This window comes from Bacillus mobilis (assembly GCF_001884045.1).
Taxonomy (GTDB): Bacteria; Bacillota; Bacilli; order Bacillales; family Bacillaceae_G; genus Bacillus_A; species Bacillus_A mobilis.
Window position 1 is genome coordinate 125,606 of the sequence record NZ_MACF01000041.1, and the last position, 22,688, is coordinate 148,293.

Below are 22,688 nucleotides of genomic sequence, written 5' to 3' on the forward strand. Positions count from 1 at the left end.
ACGGAGGCGGTATAGTGAAAAAGATGACCCGAATTTTTGGGATAACAATAATTACAGCAGTTGGTCTTGCTGCATGTGGACAAACGAACACGGATCATAAAAATCATGAATCTAAAGAAGAGAAAAAAACAGAGCAAAAGGAAATGAAAATGAATCCGGTGGTAACTGCGCCGAAAGAAATGAACGAAGGGGCATCGAATGATTTATTAACGACAAGTTTAAAAAATGTAACGAGATTAAACACAAACGATCCTTTGCAAATGGCAGTATTAACTTCGCAAACGATATGGCCAGCAACGCATAAAGAGAATCAGCCAGGCGCTATTATTTTAGTACCAGTAAACGAATGGCAATTAGGTATTGCGAGTGCGGACCTTATTCACCATCCGAATAACGGGCCGATTTTATTTATAGAAAAAGAAAAGATACCCGAAATGGCGTTAAAAGAAATAAAACGATTAAATCCGCTCGGAACGAAAGATGGAACACAAATCATGGTGATGGGGGATGTAGATGCATCTATCCTTGAACAATTAAAAGCATATAAAGTAAAGCAAATAAAAGAAACGGATCCAGCTATATTTGCTAAAGATGTGGATAAAGAATATGCCGATATAACAGGAAGCTATCCAAATAGTGTTATTATCGGTTCGTCTGAAGAAGAAGGGCGTTTATATACAACACCAGCTGTAAATTGGATCTCTCATATGCCAGAACCGCTTTTATATACAGAAAAAGATAAGGTGCCAGAAGCGACGATAGAGGCATTAAAGATGAGAAAAGATAAAGCGAATATATATGTATTAGGACCAGAAAAAATTATTTCAAAAACTGTAGAAAAAGAGTTAAGTAAATACGGTAAAGTAACGCGTATTAGTGGTGAAACCCCAACAGAAAATTCCGTTGCCTTTGCGAAATTTAAAGATACAAAAACGAAATTTGGCTGGGGATTCACCAAACCAGGTCATGGTTTATCATTTGTTTCAAGCAAAACACCAGACTTAGCAGTTGCAGGAGCACCTTTTTCGCATATGGGTAAACACGCACCTGTTGTATTGTTAGAAGAAGGAAAAGCTTCACAACCAGTGTATGACTTCCTTGCTAGTATTCAGCCGAAGTTTAAAGATGACCCAACACTTGGACCGTATAACCACGGTTTCTTATTAGGAAGTACGAGTGATATTTCATTTGAAACACAAGGTATATTGGATGAGAGGTTAGAGATTGTGCAAGAAAGTGGTCAAGGGCACGGTGGACATTAATATAATGAGCAAGGGCGCTACTAAGGTAGCGTCTTTTTCTTTAGGAAACTTTTACATAGCAAAAATCTCTCTACTCGTTATATAATAGCCTTCGTGCAGTCGGCTTAGATTTTCTTATGGAGAAAATCAAATGAGAAAAGAGTAGAGGAGTGGTATTTTGTTTCAAACGATAAAAAATGATTGGTTCTCCAACGTGAAAGGGGACGTGCTATCGGGAATTGTCGTTGCTTTAGCGTTAATTCCTGAAGCGATTGCTTTCTCTGTTATTGCAGGCGTGGATCCGACCGTTGGATTATATGCAGCCTTTTGTATTGCAGTTACCATTTCATTTGTTGGCGGACGAACTGGAATGATTTCAGCTGCAACAGGTGCAATGGCATTGTTAATGGTGACGCTCGTTAAAGATCACGGTTTGCAATATTTATTTGCCACGACAATATTAACAGGGATTGTTCAAATTATTTTTGGCGTGTTTAAACTGAGCTCATTTATGAAGTTTGTTCCTAAATCTGTTATGAGTGGCTTTTTAAATTCACTTGGAATTTTAGTTTTTACAGCGCAATTGCCACATTTTAAAAATGCGACTTGGCAAATGTATGCACTTGTCGCATTAGGACTTGCAATTATATATGTATTTCCACGTATTACGACGGCGGTACCGTCTACACTTATTTCAATTATCATCGTGACAAGTATTGCACTTATGAGCGGATTACAGTTAAAAACAGTCGGGGATATGGGAAGTCTGCCAAAAGAATTACCGTTCTTTAGCATTCCAAACATACCTTTTACACTTGAGACATTAGGGATTATTTTACCGTACGCAGTTATGCTTGCAATTATTGGTTTACTCGAGTCATTATTAACAGCTTCAGTTTTAGATGATATGACGCATACGGAAAGTAATAAACACAAGGAAGCACGTGGGCAAGGTATTGCAAACATTGTCGCTGGTTTCTTCGGAGGAATGGCAGGATGTGCAATGATTGGACAATCTGTTATTAATATTAAATCAGGTGGACGAGGTCGTTTATCAACATTTGTAGCGGGTGGATTTTTAATCGTATTATTGTTTGTTTTAGGTGACTATGTCGTTCATATTCCGATGGCAGCTTTAGTTGCAGTTATGATTATGGTTTCAATCGGAACATTCGATTGGAACTCTGTAACAACGATTCATAAAGTACCGAAAGGAAATGCATTAGTTATGATCGTAACAGTTGTGGTTGTCTTAATTACACATAATTTAGCACTAGGTGTAATTATCGGAACCGTAATTAGTGCAGTTTTATTTGCTTTCAATATGGCAAAGATTCACGTGAAACATTTATATATTGAAAATAAGAAAATATACGAAATTCACGGTCAACTGTTCTTTGCATCTACAGCAGACTTTATAAATAATTTTTCATTCAATGAAGATGGAAAAGAAATTGAGTTGAATTTTACCCACGCACACGTATGGGACGATTCAGCAGTAGCCGCAATTGATAAAGTTATCATGAAGTATGAACAAAGTGGCGTGAAAGTAAGTATAACGGGATTAAATGAACGAAGCTCGAAAATCATTTCAAATTTAGCTACTTATAATAAAAGAATTGCAAGTTAGAAGCCTCCTTTTTAGGGGGCTTTATTATATAATACGAGTAGGATAACGAAAAGGGGATTCAGCATATGTACAAACAAATTATATTAGCATGTGACGGTTCTGAACATGCACTTCGGGCAGCGGAACATGCAACATATATTGCGAAATTTAATGAAGAAACAAATGTTGAAGTTGTGTACGTAGTAGATAATAGAACGGCAAAATCAGATATTATACAAGGTCAAACAGATTTAGAAACAATATCGGCTAGCCGAAAAGATAAATTAAAAGAGATTGAAGTTTTATTAAAGAAAGAGAACATTCCTTATACAATTACAATATTACATGGTGATCCTGGAGATACGATCGTTCAATATGTAAATACAGGGGATATAGATCTTGTTATCGCTGGCAGTAGAGGATTAAATACATTGCAAGAGATGGTGCTTGGTAGTGTCAGTCATAAAATAGCAAAACGTGTGAAATGCCCGGTGATGATTATTAAATAAATTGAATGGGATATTCTGTAGTGTAAGCAAGACCTTGATATGATTCGAGGTCTTTTTTGACGTATAAAGGGAGAGAGCTTGGACATACTAGATATATAACTTTAAAGGGAAATTGTTAACTTACAAATTTGTAAGTTTGTTGTTAGTGAAATCGATGTTATGAAATTTATTCCATTGGTAAAATAAACATATCGAAGGGGAGAGAGGGAGGATGAAAAAGATGAAAGCATTTCAAAATTTATCATATAGCCAAGGTGTCGGTCTTATTTGTTTAGGGGGATTTGCTGCATCTGTTACGTTAGCTGTTGTAATAAAGATGATTCATCAAATCTTTTAATAGTAGAGTCGGGAAGGAATTGGTTGCTATTAATAGCAAGAGAAGGATTATAAATAAAAAATAGCTCCTGGCATGTAAATTAGCGCCAGGAGCTATTTTTATTCTTATTTCTCTGTTTCTGCTTTATCACTTGTTACGCTAACTTTACCCCATTTGTATTGATCTTCTGGTGTATATTTATAATCTTTTACGCGGTTATTGACACCCTTTAGATCGAACTTATAATGAAGTGGAATCATTGGTACTTCATCATGGATTAGTTTTTGCCATTTATCATATACTTCTGTACGATATTTATCGTCAGCAGCTTTTGGAGAAAGACCTTCTTTTAATAACTCAGTATTTTTAGGGTTTGACCATCTTTGGTAGTTAAAGCTTGCATCAGGTCCCCAAAGGCCAGATGGATCTGGATCAGAACCAGTACCAAAAGCACCAGCATATAGATCGACTGCAGGATCATCTTTCTTCAGCTTATCATAGAAGGAGTTAAATTCATGTAAACGACCGTCAAGAAGTTCAACTTTAATGCCAATCTCTTTCCAAGATTGAATAAAGAATTTTGCAAGAGGTTCACTTACATCACTACCGCTCATTGATAAGAAGTTAAGTTTCACTTCTTTACCATTAGGGTCTTCACGGAAACCATCACCGTTTTTATCTTTATATCCAGCTTCGTCTAATAATTTTTTCGCTTTCTCAACATCTTTATCATAAGAACCTACTTTATTATTGTGGAACTTAGGTGAAGCTGGTGAAATTGGTGAGTTAGCAGGATAACGTAATCCGTGGTATAATTTTTCACCGATTTCTTTTCGGTCAATTGCATAAGCCATCGCTTGACGTAAACGAACATCTTTGAATGTATCTTTATCCATTACCATTTCACGTTTTTCTTTATCCATGTGTCCAAATTTAAAGCCGATGTAGCTGTAGTATAAATCTGTTCTTCCAACTAGTTGTGCATTCTTTAATTTACTTACGTTCGGATATTGATCAGCACTTACTTCTGCGATGTCAATGTCACCATTTTTCAATGAAGCATTAACGATAGATGGATTTACAACTTTTAAGACTACATTTTTAAGTTTTGGTTTTCCGCCCCAATAATCATCGAAACGTTCAAATTCAACAGATTCTCCAGGAACGATTTTCTTAACTTTAAATGGTCCGAAACCAATTGGATTTTTACGGATTTTATCAGATTCTGCTAATTTATCAATTGGTACGTCTGCTAAGTATTTTTTGTGCAGAGGATATGTCCAAAGTCCAGTCTTTACAGAAGGATTTGGCTCTTTAAATGTAAATGAAATTGTTTTTTGATCAATTACTTTTACACCGGAAATTTTGTCAGTTTTTCCATCGTGATAATCAGTCATTCCTTCAATCATTTGCATTTGAGTATCATAGCGAGATCCTGCATACAGCTTACTACCAATTACAAGGTAAGAATATTCTAAATCTTCAGCTGTTACAGGGTTTCCGTCATGCCACTTTACGTTATCTTTAATTTTTAATGTAATTGTTTTTTTATCTGCTGATATTTCATACGTAGCGGCACCTTCGTTATTGTATTCCCAGTTTTTATCATTGTCTAATAATGGTTCATCAAAGAAAGTAATGACTTGGTTGTCAGGATCACCTTCATATACAGCGAAGTTTAAAAGTCCTTCAAATGGTGTGTTAGAAACAAGCCCATATGTCAATGAGCCATCTTTAATTTCTTTCTTTTCGTTTTTAACGACTTCATTAAATTTGCTAGTGTCTACCTTTTTTGTACTGCTCGTTTTTTCACTACCTCCACTGCCCCCACACGCTGAAAGTAGTAATGTTGAAACTGCGAGTGTACTTAATACCTTGAAAAATTTTGGTTTGTTTGTCATTGTCTCCACCCCTTAACCTTTTCTTTGTCTCGCATCAGCTGAGCGACGTAGCGCTTGACCGATAAAATTTATACACAGCATCAACACTAAAATCATGAGTGATGCAGGTAACCAGATCCACCATTTTTCTTGTAGAACATCAGGATTTGTTGCATAACTAACAAGTGTTCCGAGGCTCGGTGTACTCTCAGGTAGACCAAAACCTAAGAAAGTTAGTCCAGATTCTATGCCAATGTTTCCAGCAAGGTTTAATGTAACGCTTACGATAATAATAGAGCTTAAGTTAGGTAATACTTGGAACATCATGATCTTCCAGTTTGGTGTACCTAATGTTTTGGAAGCAGATACATAGTCCAATTCTTTTTCGGTCAATACTTTTGAACGAATCAACCTGGCCTTTCCTGTCCATAGGAAGATACTCATGATCAAAATAAATACAGTAACATTAAAGACTGGAACAATTGTGATAAGTACGATAACAAGCATTAGGAAAGGTAAAATAAGTTTGAAATCAATAATACGCATAATGATGTTATCAACAGCTCCACCAAAGTAACCAGCGATTAGTCCGATAGAAAGACCAATCAAACAGGAGAGAATAGTGATTACAAGTCCAATGGTAAATGAATTTCTTGTTCCAATAATAAGTTGTCCAAAAATATCTCTACCACCGTAATCAGTTCCTAACCAATGTTCACTAGATGGTGGGGAGTAGATAGAAAATAAATCAACTTTTACAATATCCTCCTGCTTCATAATGAAGGAAGTTGTGTAAACGGCTATCAGTATGATTGCCAACAAGAAAAGTGAAAACATTGCTAATTTATCTTTACGAAATTCACGCCACATGACAGAAAAGCCAGAAGGACTTTTTTCGTAATGAACGACTTCAGTTTGTTTTTCGGGATTTGCTAACATAACGTTTCTTCACCTCCATTAATCAATACGAATACGTGGATCAACGATGCTTAGAATAATATCGGAAAGAAGAGTCCCGAGTAGCGTTGCGAATCCAGTAAATAAAACGAGTGCAGTTACGACACTAAAATCACGTTGAGAAATAGACTGCATAAATAATTGACCAATACCAGGATAACTAAAGATGCTTTCTAGAAAAATTGATCCTGCAACCACGCTTGTAATTTCGTATCCTAAGAACGCTGCAATTGGTAAGAATGAATTACGTAAAATATGTCTAGAATAAACCTTCGATTCTGGAACACCTTTTGCTTTTACTGTGCGTACAAAATCTTTATGTTTCGTATCGATAATTTCACTTCGTAAATATTGGATTGTACCCACTGTTGCAATTAATGCCCCAGATAAAGCTGGTAATATCATGTGATTCAATTTACTTAAATAGTAAGCGAATGTACCTGTTGCAACTTGAGGATCTACACTACCACCGGTTGGGAATATTGCAAGCTTAAATCCGAACAGGAAGAGCATGATTAATGCAAATATAAATAGTGGTGTAGCAAGTCCTAAATAGTTATACAGTGTAATGAGTCGATCTGCCCATGTATCAGTCCAACGTCCACTTATTACACCGAGTGGAATTGCAATCACGTAAGTAAGAACAAGGACAAGAATTGCTAACCAAATTGTATTTCCAAGTCGTTCACCGATTAAATCAGTTACTTTCATTTTATGTGCATAGGAAATACCAAAGTCACCTTGCACAGCATTTTTAACCCAGCGAACATATTGTGTTGTGACAGGATCATTTAAACCTAACTTTTCACGTTGTTCCTCAATAACCTTTGGATCTGCTTTTGGATTATTTACTGCTCTGCCGGTTAAGGCATCGCCTGGCATTGCTTTAGCTAGTAGAAAGACAAGTATACTTAACACGAATAATTGCGGGATCATTACTAAAAATCTCCGTAATATAAACTTCCACATGTTTTATCACTCCCTTATGGTAATGCCACCCGGTGCGTTGGCGAGATTGGCTTTAAATCATAAGCCCGACCGTTTTCATTGAAATAATTTTCGTATGATTTCTCGTATTCAGAGCTTACTTGTTGACGGAGCTTACGCTGTCTCTCTCTGTTTTCAGGACGAATATCAGGAATTGCTGATATTAGGCGCTTCGTATAAATATGTTGCGGATTACTATAAATTTCTGCACTAGTTGCTTCTTCGACAATACGTCCGCGATACATAACACCGATACGATCACACATATGACGAATTACACCTAAATCATGACTAATAAATAAGTACGTTAGTCCGAGCTCAGCTTGTAGATCCTGCAAGAAGTTTAATACTTGAGCTTGTACAGAAACATCTAGTGCTGATACAGGTTCATCAGCGATAATAAGCTTCGGTTTTAATGTAAGAGCGCGTGCTATACCAATCCGCTGCCTTTGCCCACCGGAAAATTCATGTGGATATTTATAAATTGACTCTGGATTTAGACCAACTTTATCAAGATATTCTTGAACTGCTCTACGTTCTTCATCAGGTGAGAGCTTCTCAAAATTTCGAAGAGGCTCAGCAATAATGTCGAGAACACGTTTCTTCGGATTTAATGATGAATATGGATCTTGGAAAATCATTTGAATATCTTTTCTTTGTTCACGTAGCTCAGAGCGACTTAACTTTGTCAAATCTCTATTATTAAAATGAATGCTACCCTCTGTTGCTTTCGTTAAATGCATAATTGCTTTACCCGTTGTTGATTTACCACTTCCTGATTCACCAACGATCCCGTATGTTTCACCCGGTTGTAATTCAAAACTTACACCATCGACAGCACGCACGTAATCTAATGTGCGGCCGAAGAAACCGCCTTTAATTGGGAAATGTACTTTTAAATCTTCTACTTTAAGCAGTGCCATGAGTTACGTCATCTCCTTTCTTATCTTGGAAGTTGAAATGCTTGTAGCAAGTACAACGCACCCAGTGGTCTGGTTTTACTTCATGTAAAATTGGATTTTCCTCATGCTGATCAGGTCTAATCCATGGAATTCGAGCTTGGAAGCGACAACCTGTGCGAGGAAGCTTCGCTAACGAAGGAACCACCCCTTGAATTACATGCAATTTTTCTTTTTCAGCATACGCAGATGGAATGGAGTTTAATAGAGAACGAGTATATGGGTGAAGAGGGTTATTAAAAATCTCTTCAACTTTTCCTGTTTCTACAACTTGTCCAGCGTACATAACGACGATACGATCGGCTGTTTCTGCGACAACACTTAAATCATGAGTAATTAAAATGATGCCCATTTTCGTTTGTTCTTGAATAGATTTTAGTAGGTCTAAAATTTGTGCTTGGATGGTTACGTCAAGAGCCGTTGTTGGCTCATCCGCAATAATGAGTGCTGGGTTACAAGCAATTGCAATTGCGATAACAATTCTTTGTCTCATTCCGCCAGATAATTCGTGTGGGTATTGTTTATATGTAAGTTCTGGTTTTGGAATACCAACTTGATGAAGTAGTTCTAGGGTGCGTTCTTTCTTTTCAACTTTTGAAAGACTTGTGTGGTAGTCTAAGTTTTCTTCGATTTGTTTTCCAACTGTCATAAGAGGATCAAGTGCTGTAAGAGGTTCTTGGAAAATCATGCCGATGTTTGATCCGCGTACTTTATTCATTTCTGCGGTCGACATAGTTAGTAAATCCTTATCTCTATAGTTAAGCTGCCCTTGTAATTTTGTATTTTCTTCATTATGCAATCGCATAATAGAAAGGGCAAGTGCACTTTTTCCGCAACCAGATTCACCAACTATCGCGACAATTTCATTTTCATGGACAGTTAACGAAACATCATCTACTGCGGCATGATATTGATCTTGTATGCGAAAGGAAGTCTGTAAGTTTTCAATGCGAAGAAGTGGATTCTTCATGGCTATCCCTCCATCTTTTCTGAAAAGACTAAATATTTTGTATGTTGTTGTTATTTTAATATAAATTGACAATGTTTGACAAGCATAAGTTGAGAAAATATTCAAAAATCTTTTTATACAGAGATTGAATGCAGTTGTATTAGTAGTTGAAGTATTTTGGAAGCGTTAACATGTATGTGTGAAGGAAATAAATCTTTTGTAAGAAAAAAGATTTATATGTAGAAAAAAGAGAGGTGTTCTGGAACGAGCAGCCTCTCTTTTTTTGATAAGAATAATATTAGTACTTAAGCTTGTTTTTGTTTTGCAGATCCTGTGTTTAAAGTAAGAGCAAGGAAGAACATTGCAAGTACACAAGATACAAGTAATAAGATGAATCCGCCATCCCATCCGAATGCATCTACGATAAAGCCCATAGCTGCGCTAGCGAAAGTAGCTCCACCTAGGTAACCGAAGAATCCAGTTAAACCAGCTGCAGTTCCAGCAGCTTTTTTGGGTGCTAAGTCTAGTGCGTGTAGGCCGATTAACATAACAGGTCCATAAATTAAAAATCCAATCGCGACAAGTGCGATACTATCAACCATTGGATTACCAGGAGGGTTTAGCCAGTAAACAAGAACGGCGATAAATACACCAACCATAAATAAAATACCAGCAGGTGCGCGGCGCCCCTTAAACAGTTTATCACTCATCCATCCGCAAAGAAGTGTACCTGGAATACCAGCCCATTCGTATAGAGCGTAAGCTGTACGAGAGCTACTATGAGTAAAACTTTTTTCCTCTACTAAATAAGTAGGAGCCCAGTCTACAACGCCGTAACGTACGAAATAAACGAAAACGTTCGCGATAGCGATGTACCATAAAAATTTATTGTTTAGTACGTATGTAAATAAAATTTCTTTTACTGAAAGTTCGCGTTCTCGATCTTTTACTTTTTCATCTGATGGATATTCTCCAGTATGTTCTTCAATAGAAGGTAATCCACAAGATTGAGGTGTATCTCTCATCGTAATTAATACATAAATACCAACTAAAATTGAAAGAATACCTGGGAAGTAAAAAATACTCTTCCAGTCATTTGCAAAGAAGTATAAGCCTAATGTTACAAGAGAAGGCATAAGTGCGCCACCGACATTATGAGCAACGTTCCAAATAGACATTTTTGTACCACGTTCACTAATAGAGAACCAGTGAACCATCGTACGACCACAAGGAGGCCATCCCATACCTTGTACCCATCCATTTAAAAACTGAAGGACAAACATAAGTATAATGCTCGTTGTAATGAAAGAAAATGAGCCGAAAATAATATTAATGATACCTGATAAAAATAGCCCAGCTGCTAAAAAGTAGCGAGGATTACAACGGTCGGATACGATACCCATAAGAAATTTACTTAATCCGTAAGCGATAGATACTGCTGAAAGGATAACCCCAAGTTCCCCTTTACTAAAGCCTTGTTCGATTAAGTATGGCATTGCTAGTGAAAAGTTTTTTCGAACAAAGTAGTAACCTGCATAGCCGATGAAGATACCTAGGAATACTTGTAAACGTAATTTACGGTATTCGCTATCAACGCGATCAGCTGGTAAGCGTTCCGCGTGGGGCGCAGGTTTAAATAATTGTGTGAAAAACATAAAATGAAAATCCTCCCCTAATGAATTCGAAATGTTGTAAGTCAGAGAGAATATAAAAAGGCCATGAAATATAAAAAAGTTTCCTTTTTTATGATTCATAGCCGTGTACTCCGATTCTCCGTGACTGTCAATATTAACTTCGTCGAAAATTATACAACTTTGTGACAAAAATGTAAACGTTTTTATAAATAAAAAGTGTTGACGGATTTTGTTCGTGGGATTAATATTTAAATACGTTAAATATTTTATTGCTTAAATAAGAGGTGGATAACATGCCAAATGATATGACGCATATCGATAAAATTCAAGCTCTTGCCTTTTCAATTGGAAAGAAAATGCAGACGGAGTTATTAGAACAAATGCAAGCAACAGGACTTACACCACCGCAGTTTTATATTTTAAAGATTTTAGATCATTACGGTGCTTCAAGAGCGACAAAATTAGCAAAAAAGATGTATGTAAAGCCTAGCGCAATTACAGTGATGATTGATCGCTTAATTGACCAAGAGCTTGTAGAGCGCTATCACGACAAAGATGACCGTCGTGTTGTCGTCATTGAGCTGACAAAAAAGGGGAAAGCTAGAGTAGAAGAGGCAATGATCGCTCGTAATGAGCACATTGCAAAATATTTCTCACATTTAGAATTACAAGAAAGAGAAGATTTGTTACGCCTCTTTGAGAAGTTAGAAACAATTATTTGCGGGACACAAGAGAAAAAAGAGAATAACTAAGAGGAATTGAGGAGATTACATGGAGCAACAAGAAAATATAAATAGAAAGTTGTTGTTAATCGGTTTAATAATCGCGATGCTATTTGCTGCATTAGATGGAACAATCGTAGGTACAGCAATGCCGCGTATCGTCGGTGAACTAGGCGGATTAAGCTTAATGACGTGGTTAACAACAGCTTATATGTTAACATCAACGACAGTTGTACCAATTGCGGGTAAATTAGCGGATTTACTTGGCCGTCGTAACGTATATATTACAGGACTAGTTATCTTTATGGTTGGTTCGGCGTTATGTGGTATGGCAAATGGTATGACAGAATTAATCATTTTCCGTGGTATTCAAGGTCTTGGTGGCGGTATTATGATGCCAATGGCTATGATTATTATCGGAGATATGTTCACGGGAAAAGAACGTGCGAAATGGCAAGGTATTTTTGGTGCGTTATACGGTCTTGCTTCTGTAATTGGACCACAAGTTGGTGGTTGGATTGTAGACGCAGTGAACTGGAGATGGGTATTCTACATTAACTTACCAGTTGGTATTTTAGCAACAATCTTTATTGCAATGGGATTAAAGTCACATAAACAAACAGGACCGATTAAAATTGATATCGCTGGAATCTTTACGATGATTCTCGGTGTTGTAAGTTTATTACTTGCATTAACATTTGGTGGGAAAGATTACCCATGGGATTCTTGGCAAATTATCGGGTTATTTGCATTAGCTCTAATTGGTATCGTTAGCTTTATTATCGTTGAAACAAAAGCAGAAGAACCGATTTTACCGATGCATTTCTTTAAAAATCGCACGTTTACATTACTGAATGCGATTGGATTCTTTATGAGTATCGGAATGTTCGGTGCGATTATGTTCGTACCATTCTTCATGCAAGGAATTGTAGGAGTAAGTGCTGCGGAATCAGGAACAATCATGACGCCAATGATGATCACTATGATTGTGATGAGTATTATCGGCGGGCAACTTGTATTAAAAGTTGGTGTGAAACCACAAATTATTACAGGAATGCTTATTATGGCTGGTGGTTTCTGGTTATTAACAACGATGGATATGCACACAACTAAATTAACTGCAACTTCTTATATGATGGTTATCGGTTTAGGAATGGGTCTTGTAATGCCAACATTAACATTAGCGTTACAAGAAAGTTTCCCGAAAAAAGACCTTGGTGTCGTAACATCATCAAGTCAGTTCTTCCGTCAAATTGGTGGAACATTTGGTATTACAATTTTAGGATCAATTATGAATAACACTTCAGGTACAACATTAACAAAGAATTTAGTACCTGTATTAGATACATTCCCGAAAGAAGCGGGACAAATGGTAACGAAATTTAAAGATATGATTCATACAGACCCACAAGGTTTATATTCGATGCTATTTAGTCCAGAGGCATTAAAACAAATGCCAGAAGCATTTGCTAACAGCATTGTACCAATCTTGAAAAACTCTTTAGTAGACTCACTTCATACTGTATTCTTAACAGGATTAGTATTTATCGTAGTAGGTGCCATCTTTACGATCTTCTTACAGAAGATTAAACTATCAGATCGTAAAAAAGGTGCTGAAGAGCCAGCTGCAGAGGAAAAAGAACAAACTGTATCATATTCGTAATGAAAAAGCATCGCCTTATGGCGGTGCTTTTTTTGAGTATAACCTTAAAAGCTTTTTCGTGAGAAATGATTGACGTATTTCTAGAAATGCGTTATATTATTTTCTGTAAACGGTTACATGAAATGGAGAGGGAAGAGAATGAGTACGATTAAAGACGTTGCGAAATTAGCGGGAGTATCTGTTGCGACCGTTTCCAGAGTGTTAAATAAAAATGGATATGTTCATGAAGATACATTAAAGAAAGTAGAGCGAGCAATTGAAATGCTAGATTATAAACCTAGTACAGTAGCGCGTTCACTGTATAATAAAAAATCTCGTTTAATTGGCTTAGTTGTTCCCAATATCGTGAATCCATTCTTTCCGGAAGTTGCACGTGCCGTAGAAGATGTAGCGCATAAGCAAGGATACACAGTTGTCCTTTGTAACTCTGATGAGAGTTTAGAGAAAGAAAAGCAATATATTGATGTACTTAGGCAAAATAATGTGGATGGATTTATTGTAGCAACAAATCCACAAAATAGTGTTAATTACATGAAGTTGTCTGTTCCGGTTGTTGCAATTGACCGTATGTTTAATGAGCGTATTCCTACTGTATATGCAGATAACTATGCAGGGAGTCAGGCAGCGACAAAGTTATTAATAGATAAAGGCTGTAAACATATTGCGCATATTCGCGGACCGCGTGACGTAAGCACCGCTAATGAACGTTTTGAAGGTTTTGTAGACGTTATTACGCAAAATAATCTTTCTTATATGATCGCAGAGAGTACATTTGATCCAGCTAATAGTGAGCGCGTAGCGGTGGAATTATTAGAAGAATACCCACATATTGATGGGATTGTTGCTGGAAATGATTTAATTGCAATAGGTATTGTGAAGGCGGCACTTCAAAAGGGGATTTCTATTCCGGATGATTTACAAATTATCGGGTTTGATGGGATTTCTTTAACAGAGATGATGTATCCATCTATTACAACTGTTGCACAGCCAATTTATGAAATGGGGAAAATTGCAACAGAGCTATTGTTAGAGCAGATGGAAGGAAACGGATTAGAAGAGAAACACTATCGTTTACCGATTGAAATTATAGAACGAAATACAACGAAGTAAGGAGATGAAATAGATGCCAAATATTGCAGTAGTAGGTAGCATTTCAATGGATTTAGTGGCCGTTTCAAAAAAACGTCCGAAAGCAGGGGAAACAGTAATTGGTGAAGCATTTCATACAATTCCAGGAGGGAAAGGAGCCAACCAAGCAGTTGCTGCAGCTAGATTAGGCGCAAATGTAGCGATGGTTGGCGCGGTAGGAAACGATAATTATGGAACTGTAGTTAGGAAAAATTTAGAGAACGAACGTGTCTTTATCGACTATGTGGTACCGGTTACAGATACAGCGACAGGAATTGCTCATATCGTTTTAGCAGAAGAGGATAACAGTATTGTTGTCGTGCAAGGGGCGAATGCTCTTGTAAATGAGTCGGTTGTAGATCGTTCAAAAGATCTTCTTATAAAAGCAGATATGGTTGTTCTTCAACTAGAGATTCCACTTGAAACAGTAAAATATGTATTGGCTATTTGTGAGGAACACAAAATCCCGGTTATGTTAAATCCAGCACCAGCACAAGTGTTATCAGAAGATATTTTAGAAAAGGCAACTTATATTACGCCAAATGAACATGAGTGCCGCATCGTATTAGATGATTTCACATCACCAATTGAAGGTTTACTAGCTAAATATCCAAATAAACTATTGATGACAGAAGGTTCTAACGGTGTACGTTTCCATAATGGGACGGAGATTGTACATGTTCCTAGCATTGCTGTTGATGTAGTAGATACGACTGGAGCTGGTGATACATTTAATGGAGCATTAGCAGTTGCGCTTTCTGAAGGAGAAGCACTTCAAAAAGCAATTCGTTTTGCGAATATTGCTGGTGGCCTTTCTGTAACGAAGCTTGGGGCGCAAGGCGGTATGCCAACGAGAGATAAAGTGCGTGAAGTGCAGGTGATTGTCGGATGAAAAGGCACGGTGTATTAAACAGTGAGATTGCATCAGTCCTCGCTTCACTTGGGCATACAGATACGATTGTAATTGCAGACTGCGGGTTACCGATTCCTGACGGAGTAAAACGAATTGATTTAGCTGTTGAGATTGGAAAACCTAGCTTTTTAGACGTATTGCAAGTGGTAGCTGATGATATGGCAATTGAAAAAGTGACGTTAGCAGAAGAAGTCATTAATAATAATGTGGAAGTAAATAAGGAGATTGAGCTGAAATTAATAGAGCCAGCGTTTGAATATGTATCTCATGAACAATTTAAAGAGCATACGAAGAAAGCGAAGGCGATTATTCGTACAGGAGAGGCTACTCCTTATGCCAATGTAATTTTACATGCAGGCGTGATTTTTTAATAAAGGGAAGTGATGAGAATGCGTATTGAAATGAAAAATATTTCAAAGGCGTTCAATGGCAATCCTGTTTTGAAGAATGCACAGTTTATGATTGAAACAGGAGAAGTTCATGCATTGATGGGGGAAAATGGAGCGGGTAAATCAACGCTCATGAAGATTTTAACAGGTGTATATAAAAGAGATGGTGGAACAATCACGATTGATGGGCAAGAACGAACTTTTAAAAATGCGAAAGAAGCTGAAGAGTACGGAATTGCATTTATACATCAAGAATTGAACATATTATCGAATTTAACAGTAGCTGAAAATATGTTTCTCGGTAAAGAGTTAATGTATGGGAAGACAGGTATTTTACGTACGCGTCAAATGAACGCGATTGCGCAGCAGCAACTAGCGGAATTAGGGTTACATGTAAAAGGCGCTATGTTGGCAGGAGAGTTATCAGTTGGACAACAGCAAATTATCGAAATTGCGAAAGCGTTAATGACAAACGCGAGCGTTATTATTATGGATGAACCTACAGCTGCATTAACAGATCGTGAAATTGAAACGTTGTTTACTGTCATTAATAAATTACGTAAAGAAGGCGTTTCGTTCGTTTATATCTCACACCGAATGGAAGAAATTTTTTCAATATGTGATGCCATTACGATTTTACGTGATGGGGAATACGTAGGAAAGAGACTCATTCCGGAAACATCATTTGATGAAGTAGTGAGTATGATGGTGGGGCGCAGCATTGGTGAACGTTACCCGGAGCGAAATAGTCAAATTGGCGATGTCATTTTTGAAATGCGTAACGGAACGAAAAAAGGGAAGTTTGAAAATGTTTCGTTTCAAGTGAGAAAAGGTGAAATCCTTGGTGTTGCTGGCTTGATGGGAGCTGGCCGTACAGATATTATGAAAGCGATATTTGGATACGAACCGTTAGATTCTGGCCAAATCTTTATAAATGGACAAGAAGTAAAGATTGATAGTCCAATAGATGCGATTAGACAAAGAATAGCTTTCATTACAGAGGATAGAAAATCTGAGGGGTTAGTGTTAGATTTCTCAATTCGAGAAAATTTAGCTTTACCAAATTTAGAAAGTCTTTCAAAGGGAAGTGTCCTTAGTAACGAACTAGAACAGCAGTTCACAGCGGATATGATGAAGCTACTTAATGTGAAAGCATCTAGTGGAGAGCAAGCAGTGAAATCTCTTTCTGGTGGAAATCAGCAAAAGGTTGTTATTGCAAAATGGCTAGGTATCCACCCGCAGTTACTCATTTTAGATGAGCCAACAAGGGGTGTAGATGTTGGAGCGAAAAAAGAAATTTACTCTATTATGAATAAGCTTACCGAGCAAGGGGATGCCGTTATTATGGTATCATCTGAGCTTCCAGAAGTTTTAGGAATGAGTGATCGCGTTCTTGTCATTCATGAAGGAAAAGTCGGAGGCATTTTAGAGAAAGATACGGCATCACAAGAGTCTATTATGGCACTAGCTACAGGGGGAGAGTAAGAATGGCTAAGAAGGGGAATGTATTACAACAACTTGGTTCTTTAATCGGTTTAGTATTAATTATCGTCGTAATTACAGCTTTAAATCCAGCATTTATTGAAATTCCAAATTTATTTAATATACTGCGTCAAGTATCGATTAATGCGCTTATTGCATTCGGAATGACCTTTGTAATTTTAACAGGGGGTATTGACTTATCGGTAGGTTCTATTTTAGCATTATCAAGTGCACTTGTTGCTGGAATGATGGCAAGTGGCATGGACCCGTTTCTTGCAATGGCAGTTGGATTATTGGCTGGTCTTGTAATGGGAATTGTAAACGGTATCATTATTGCGAAGGGAAAAGTAGCTCCATTTATTGCGACATTAGCAACAATGACTATTTTTCGTGGGTTGACGCTTGTTTATATGGACGGACGTCCGATCACTGGTCTTGGTGATCATTTAATGTTCCAAATGTTTGGACGCGGTTATTTTCTCGGTATTCCGGTACCAGCTGTTACAATGATGATCGCTTTCGCAGTACTGTACTTCATTTTGAAGAAAACGACATTTGGTCGCCGTACATTTGCAATTGGTGGAAATGAAGAAGCAGCAGCACTATCAGGTATTAATGTTACGAGAATTAAAGTAATGATTTATGGTCTTTCCGGAATTTTGGCAGCGCTTGCAGGTATTGTATTAACATCACGACTAGATTCTGCACAGCCAACTGCAGGTACTTCTTACGAATTAGATGCAATTGCAGCAGTTGTATTAGGTGGAACAAGTCTTTCTGGGGGAAGAGGCTGGATCGTTGGTACATTCATCGGTGTGCTTATTATAGGTGTACTAAATAACGGTTTAAATTTATTAGGTGTATCTTCTTTCTTCCAACAAGTTGTAAAAGGACTTGTAATCTTACTAGCTGTATTAATTGATCGTCGAAAAGAAGCGTAATGGAGGGACAGTTCATGAAAAAATGGTTACTTATACTCGTTGCATGTATTATGGTCATTACTGCTGGTTGTTCAATGGAACCACCAGAATGGGCAAAGGATTCTAGCGATAAAGGTCGAAATAAAACTATTAAAGTTGGATTCTCTGTTTCAACTTTAAACAATCCATTTTTTGTGACTTTGAAAAAAGGGGCAGAAAAGAAAGCGAAAGAAAGCGGCATTGAATTGATTGCTGTTGATGCACAAAATGATGCAGCAAAGCAAACAAACGATGTTGAGGATTTAATTCAAAAAGGTGTCGATGTAGTTGTTATTAATCCAACCGATTCAGACGCTGTTGCTTCAGCAGTCAGTGCGGCAAATGCAGCAAATGTCCCTGTTATTACTGTAGACCGCATTGCAAATTCAGGTAAAGTTGTTTCTCACATTGCCTCTAATAATATTGAAGGTGGTCAAATGGCTAGTGATTACATTCGTGAATTAGTTGGCGAGGGAGCAAATGTTGCTGAATTAGAAGGAATCCCGGGCTCTTCTGCTGCTCGTGAGCGTGGGAAAGGATTCCATAACGTAGCGGATAAGTCTTTAAAAGTAGTTGCAAAACAAGCAGCTGATTTTGATAGAGCAAAAGGATTATCTGTTATGGAAAACATTTTGCAAGCAAATGGTGATATTAAAGCCGTGTTTGCGCATAACGATGAAATGGCATTAGGGGCACTTGAAGCATTGAAGTCTTCTGGAAAAACAGATGTAGTCGTTGTTGGTTTTGATGCAACAGAAGATGCTGTAAAGGCGGTTAAAGATGGGCATATGGCTGCAACAGTTGCTCAAAAACCGGAATTAATCGGGGAGAAGGCGATGCAAACAGCAAAAGAGATCACGCAAGGTAAAAAAGTGGACAAATCTATTCCGATTGAATTAGAGCTTATTAAGAAAAATAAATAAATATAAAATGAAAACCAGGAAGGAAGAATAACAAATGAAATTCTTTATTGATACAGCAAACATTAATGAAATTAAAGAGGCAAATGCATTAGGCGTAGTAGCTGGAGTAACGACAAATCCATCACTTGTAGCAAAAGAAGGCGTAGATTTCCATGAGCGTATTCGTGAAATTTGCAGCTTTATAGAAGGACCTGTAAGCGCAGAAGTAATTAGCTTAGAAGCTGATAAAATGATTGAAGAAGGAAAAGAATTAGCGAAAATTGCTCCAAACGTTGTTGTAAAAGTTCCGATGACAACAGAAGGTTTAAAAGCAGTAAAAGCATTCTCTGACTTAGGAATTCGTACAAACGTTACATTAGTATTCTCAGCAGTTCAAGCATTACTTGCAGCTCGTGCTGGTGCGACATACGTTTCACCATTCTTAGGTCGCTTAGACGATATCGGTCATAACGGTATGGACCTAATCCGCCAAATCGCAGAAATCTTTGCAATTCACGGCATCGAAACAGAAATCATTGCAGCATCTGTACGTCACAGTGTTCACGTAACAGAAGCAGCATTAAACGGTTCACATATTGCAACAATCCCAGCAAACGTAATTGCTTCATTAGTGAAGCATCCATTAACAGATCAAGGAATTGAGAAATTCTTAGCTGATTGGGAAAAAACACAAGAGAAATAATAGAAATCAAGAATCCTAGTTTAATTGACTAGGGTTCTTTTTTTTATTTAAAAGAATTTTCATGCAATTTTGCATATTGTCTTTTAAATTTGTTATATAAGCTATTTAATATATATCAAATCACTTTTTATTTTTCATATTTCGACATAAAAAGGTAGAGGTTCTGACCAGAAAACTGGAGGGCATGATTCTATAACAGAAAGCTTAACGTTTATAGAATTATGCTTTTTTATATAGGGAGGGTAGTAAACAGAGATTTCGACAAAAACGCACAGATTTATCTGAATTTTAAGTTTTATGTATAAAAGGAGAGAAATAGAATGAGAAGAAAAGCGCCATTTAAAGTGTTATCATCATTAGCAATTGCAGCAATTATCGGATGCACATCTGTAATGAGTGCTCCGCTAGCGTACGCAGAAACGCCAGCAAAAGAGAAAGAAAATGTATCTACAACATCAATTGATTACAATTTAATTCAAGAAGATCGTTTAGCGGAAGCGTTGAAAGAAAGAGGAACAATTAATCCAGCATCATCTAAAGAAGAAACGAAAAAAGCTGTAGAAAAGTATATTGAAAAGAAACAAGGCGATCAGGCAAATAAAGAAATTCTTCCAGCAGATACTGCTAAAGAGGCATCTGATTATGTGAAAAAAGTAAAAGAAAAGAAAATGGAAGAAAAGGAGAAAGTAAAGAAACCTGAAAAAAATGTGGGTCCTGAGAAAAAACCAGAACCAAATAAAAAACAATTGAATGGACAAGTCCCAACTTCTAAAGCAAAGCAAGCGCCTTATAAGGGCTCTGTTCGAACTGATAAAGTATTAGTATTACTCGTTGAATTTAGTGATTATAAACATAATAATATTGATCAAACACCAGGGTATATGTATTCGAATGACTTTAGTAGAGAGCATTATCAAAAAATGTTATTTGGTAATGAACCGTACACATTATTTGATGGTTCAAAAGTAAAAACGTTTAAACAATATTATGAAGAGCAGTCTGGCGGAAGTTATACGACAGATGGATATGTAACGGAATGGCTAACTGTTCCAGGAAAAGCGTCTGACTACGGTGCTGATGGTAGCAGTGGTCATGATAATAAAGGACCAAAAGGCGCACGTGATTTAGTGAAAGAAGCTTTACATGCAGCTGCTGAGAAAGGGTTAGATTTATCTCAATTTGATCAATTCGATAGATATGATACAAATGGTGATGGAAATCAAAATGAACCTGATGGTGTAATTGATCATTTAATGGTAATCCATGCTGGTGTTGGTCAAGAAGCTGGTGGGGGTAAATTAGGTGATGATGCAATTTGGTCACATCGCTCGAAATTAGCAATAGATCCAGTAGCGATTGACGGTACAAAATCAAAGGTAGATTACTTTGGTGGCAAAGTAGCTGCGCATGATTACACAATTGAACCAGAAGATGGAGCAGTAGGTGTATTTGCGCATGAATTTGGACATGACCTTGGCTTACCGGATGAATATGACACGAAATATACTGGAATGGGTTCACCTGTTGAAGCGTGGTCATTAATGAGTGGGGGTAGTTGGACAGGGAAAATTGCAGGAACAGAGCCAACTAGTTTCTCACCACAAAATAAAGACTTCTTACAAAAGAATATGGGCGGCAACTGGGCAAAAATTTTAGAAGTAGATTACGATAAAATTAAGGGTGGAGTAGGGGTTCCTACATATATTGATCAAAGTGTTACGAAATCCAATCGCCCAGGCGTTGTACGTGTTAACTTACCAGGTAAAAGTGTTGAAACGATTAAACCTGAGTTTGGAAAGCATGCATATTATAGTACAAGAGGAGATGATATGCATACAACACTAGAAACACCATTCTTTGATTTAACAAAAGGAACAAATGCAAAGTTCGATTATAAAGCAAATTATGAGTTAGAAGCAGAGTGCGATTTTGTCGAAGTGCATGCAGTAACAGAAGATGGAACGAAAACATTAATTGATAGACTTGGAGAAAAAATAGTCCAAGAGGATAAAGATACAACAGATGGAAAATGGGTGGATAAATCATATGATTTAAGTCAATTTAAAGGAAAAAAAGTGAAACTGCAATTCGATTATATTACAGATCCAGCTGTAACATATAAAGGTTTCGCGATGGATAATGTAAATGTAACTATTGATGGACAAGTTGTATTTTCTGATGATGCAGAAGGACAGTCTAAAATGAATGTAAATGGTTTTGTTGTTTCTGATGGGACAGAGAAGAAAGCTCATTATTACTACTTAGAGTGGAGAAACTATGCGGGATCAGATAATGGATTAAAAGCAGGAAAAGGCCCTGTGTATAATACAGGTCTTGTCGTTTGGTATGCAGATGATAGCTTCAAAGATAACTGGGTTGGTGTGCATCCAGGTGAAGGATTCCTTGGTGTGGTAGATTCTCATCCAGAGGCACTTGTTGGCAACTTAAACGGAAGACCAACTTATGGTAATACGGGCATGCAAATTGCAGACGCTGCATTTTCATTTGATCAAACACCAGCATGGAGTGTAAATTCATTAACACGTGGGCAGTTTAACTATTCTGGGTTACAAGGTGTTACCACTTTTGATGATTCAAAAGTATATAGTAACAAACAAATTGCAGACGCAGGAAGAAAAATTCCAAACCTTGGACTTAAATTCCAAGTTGTTGGACAGGCAGAGGATAAATCGGCAGGCGCTGTTTGGATTAAGCGTTAATAACATAAAAGCACATTCTTCCTATGAAGAGTGTGCTTTTTAATTTGTACAGTAAGTTATTATTTT

20 protein-coding genes are annotated in these 22,688 nt (G+C 37.2%); 14 read left to right on the forward strand and 6 right to left on the reverse strand.

The features are described 5' to 3' along the window. Window positions 1-14 precede the first annotated feature (14 nt). The 4 genes from BAQ44_RS04540 to BAQ44_RS04555 all read left to right on the forward strand — a co-directional run bounded on the left by BAQ44_RS04540 (window position 15) and on the right by BAQ44_RS04555 (window position 3,696). The gene (locus tag BAQ44_RS04540; RefSeq protein WP_071721011.1) at window positions 15-1,262 is read left to right on the forward strand and encodes a cell wall-binding repeat-containing protein; all 1,248 of its coding nucleotides are present in this window, start codon (window positions 15-17) and stop codon (window positions 1,260-1,262) included. A 157-nt stretch (window positions 1,263-1,419) separates the two neighbouring features. Continuing rightward, on the forward strand, window positions 1,420-2,871 hold the full coding sequence (locus tag BAQ44_RS04545; protein ID WP_071721013.1) for a SulP family inorganic anion transporter: 1,452 nt from the start codon (window positions 1,420-1,422) through the stop codon (window positions 2,869-2,871). 65 nt (window positions 2,872-2,936) lie between these two features. Next, window positions 2,937-3,359 carry a universal stress protein gene (locus BAQ44_RS04550; RefSeq protein WP_063261568.1) on the forward strand — a complete coding sequence of 141 codons (423 nt, stop codon included), beginning with the start codon at window positions 2,937-2,939 and terminating at the stop codon, window positions 3,357-3,359. 211 nt (window positions 3,360-3,570) lie between these two features. Next, complete coding sequence (locus tag BAQ44_RS04555) at window positions 3,571-3,696, forward strand: DUF4027 family protein (RefSeq protein WP_000738295.1); 126 nt, start codon at window positions 3,571-3,573, stop codon at window positions 3,694-3,696. Window positions 3,697-3,800: 104 nt separating this feature from the next. Here BAQ44_RS04555 and opp4A read toward each other — a convergent pair whose 3' ends face one another. The 6 genes from opp4A to glpT all read right to left on the reverse strand — a co-directional run bounded on the left by opp4A (window position 3,801) and on the right by glpT (window position 11,062). Then, window positions 3,801-5,576: an oligopeptide ABC transporter substrate-binding protein gene (gene opp4A, locus BAQ44_RS04560; protein WP_061676349.1), complete on the reverse strand. Its 1,776-nt coding sequence runs from the start codon at window positions 5,574-5,576 to the stop codon at window positions 3,801-3,803. A gap of 12 nt (window positions 5,577-5,588) precedes the next feature. Next, window positions 5,589-6,494 carry an ABC transporter permease gene (locus BAQ44_RS04565; protein WP_061183804.1) on the reverse strand — a complete coding sequence of 302 codons (906 nt, stop codon included), beginning with the start codon at window positions 6,492-6,494 and terminating at the stop codon, window positions 5,589-5,591. Window positions 6,495-6,512: 18 nt separating this feature from the next. Then, complete coding sequence (opp4B, locus tag BAQ44_RS04570; protein ID WP_060629545.1) at window positions 6,513-7,481, reverse strand: oligopeptide ABC transporter permease; 969 nt, start codon at window positions 7,479-7,481, stop codon at window positions 6,513-6,515. Window positions 7,482-7,495: 14 nt separating this feature from the next. Further along, window positions 7,496-8,422, reverse strand: coding sequence for an ABC transporter ATP-binding protein (locus tag BAQ44_RS04575; protein ID WP_001196373.1), 927 nt, complete (start codon window positions 8,420-8,422; stop codon window positions 7,496-7,498). Beyond that, a complete protein-coding gene (locus BAQ44_RS04580) occupies window positions 8,409-9,428 on the reverse strand; it encodes an ABC transporter ATP-binding protein (protein ID WP_071721015.1) in 1,020 nt (339 codons plus the stop codon). The genes BAQ44_RS04575 and BAQ44_RS04580 overlap by 14 nt, the downstream gene beginning before the upstream one ends. A 284-nt stretch (window positions 9,429-9,712) precedes the next feature. After that, window positions 9,713-11,062, reverse strand: coding sequence for a glycerol-3-phosphate transporter (gene glpT, locus BAQ44_RS04585; RefSeq protein WP_071721017.1), 1,350 nt, complete (start codon window positions 11,060-11,062; stop codon window positions 9,713-9,715). Window positions 11,063-11,334: 272 nt separating this feature from the next. Here glpT and BAQ44_RS04590 point away from each other — a divergent pair, with 272 nt between their 5' ends. The 10 genes from BAQ44_RS04590 (at window position 11,335) to inhA2 (ending at window position 22,622) form a co-directional block, all read left to right on the forward strand. Continuing rightward, window positions 11,335-11,793 (forward strand): MarR family winged helix-turn-helix transcriptional regulator, encoded by a 459-nt coding sequence (locus BAQ44_RS04590; protein ID WP_061676345.1) that lies wholly within the window; start codon window positions 11,335-11,337, stop codon window positions 11,791-11,793. 19 nt (window positions 11,794-11,812) lie between these two features. After that, window positions 11,813-13,426: an MDR family MFS transporter gene (locus tag BAQ44_RS04595; protein WP_071721019.1), complete on the forward strand. Its 1,614-nt coding sequence runs from the start codon at window positions 11,813-11,815 to the stop codon at window positions 13,424-13,426. Between the two features lie 138 nt (window positions 13,427-13,564). Continuing rightward, window positions 13,565-14,536, forward strand: coding sequence for a ribose operon transcriptional repressor RbsR (rbsR, locus tag BAQ44_RS04600; protein WP_063261564.1), 972 nt, complete (start codon window positions 13,565-13,567; stop codon window positions 14,534-14,536). Between the two features lie 13 nt (window positions 14,537-14,549). Then, window positions 14,550-15,446: a ribokinase gene (gene rbsK / locus BAQ44_RS04605; RefSeq protein WP_063261563.1), complete on the forward strand. Its 897-nt coding sequence runs from the start codon at window positions 14,550-14,552 to the stop codon at window positions 15,444-15,446. Next, window positions 15,443-15,838, forward strand: a complete 396-nt coding sequence (gene rbsD, locus BAQ44_RS04610) for a D-ribose pyranase (RefSeq protein ID WP_071721020.1) — start codon at window positions 15,443-15,445, stop codon at window positions 15,836-15,838. The genes rbsK and rbsD overlap by 4 nt, the downstream gene beginning before the upstream one ends. An 18-nt stretch (window positions 15,839-15,856) precedes the next feature. Then, entirely contained in the window at window positions 15,857-17,341 is a 1,485-nt protein-coding gene (gene rbsA / locus BAQ44_RS04615; RefSeq protein WP_063261561.1) for a ribose ABC transporter ATP-binding protein RbsA, read from the forward strand. Between the two features lie 2 nt (window positions 17,342-17,343). Continuing rightward, window positions 17,344-18,279, forward strand: a complete 936-nt coding sequence (locus BAQ44_RS04620) for an ABC transporter permease subunit (RefSeq protein ID WP_001074641.1) — start codon at window positions 17,344-17,346, stop codon at window positions 18,277-18,279. A gap of 14 nt (window positions 18,280-18,293) precedes the next feature. Further along, window positions 18,294-19,220 carry a ribose ABC transporter substrate-binding protein RbsB gene (gene rbsB / locus BAQ44_RS04625; RefSeq protein ID WP_071721022.1) on the forward strand — a complete coding sequence of 309 codons (927 nt, stop codon included), beginning with the start codon at window positions 18,294-18,296 and terminating at the stop codon, window positions 19,218-19,220. Between the two features lie 34 nt (window positions 19,221-19,254). Further along, on the forward strand, window positions 19,255-19,902 hold the full coding sequence (gene fsa / locus BAQ44_RS04630) for a fructose-6-phosphate aldolase (RefSeq protein WP_000667669.1): 648 nt from the start codon (window positions 19,255-19,257) through the stop codon (window positions 19,900-19,902). A 320-nt stretch (window positions 19,903-20,222) separates the two neighbouring features. Beyond that, window positions 20,223-22,622, forward strand: coding sequence for a M6 family metalloprotease immune inhibitor InhA2 (inhA2, locus tag BAQ44_RS04635; RefSeq protein WP_071721024.1), 2,400 nt, complete (start codon window positions 20,223-20,225; stop codon window positions 22,620-22,622). Window positions 22,623-22,688 lie beyond the last annotated feature (66 nt).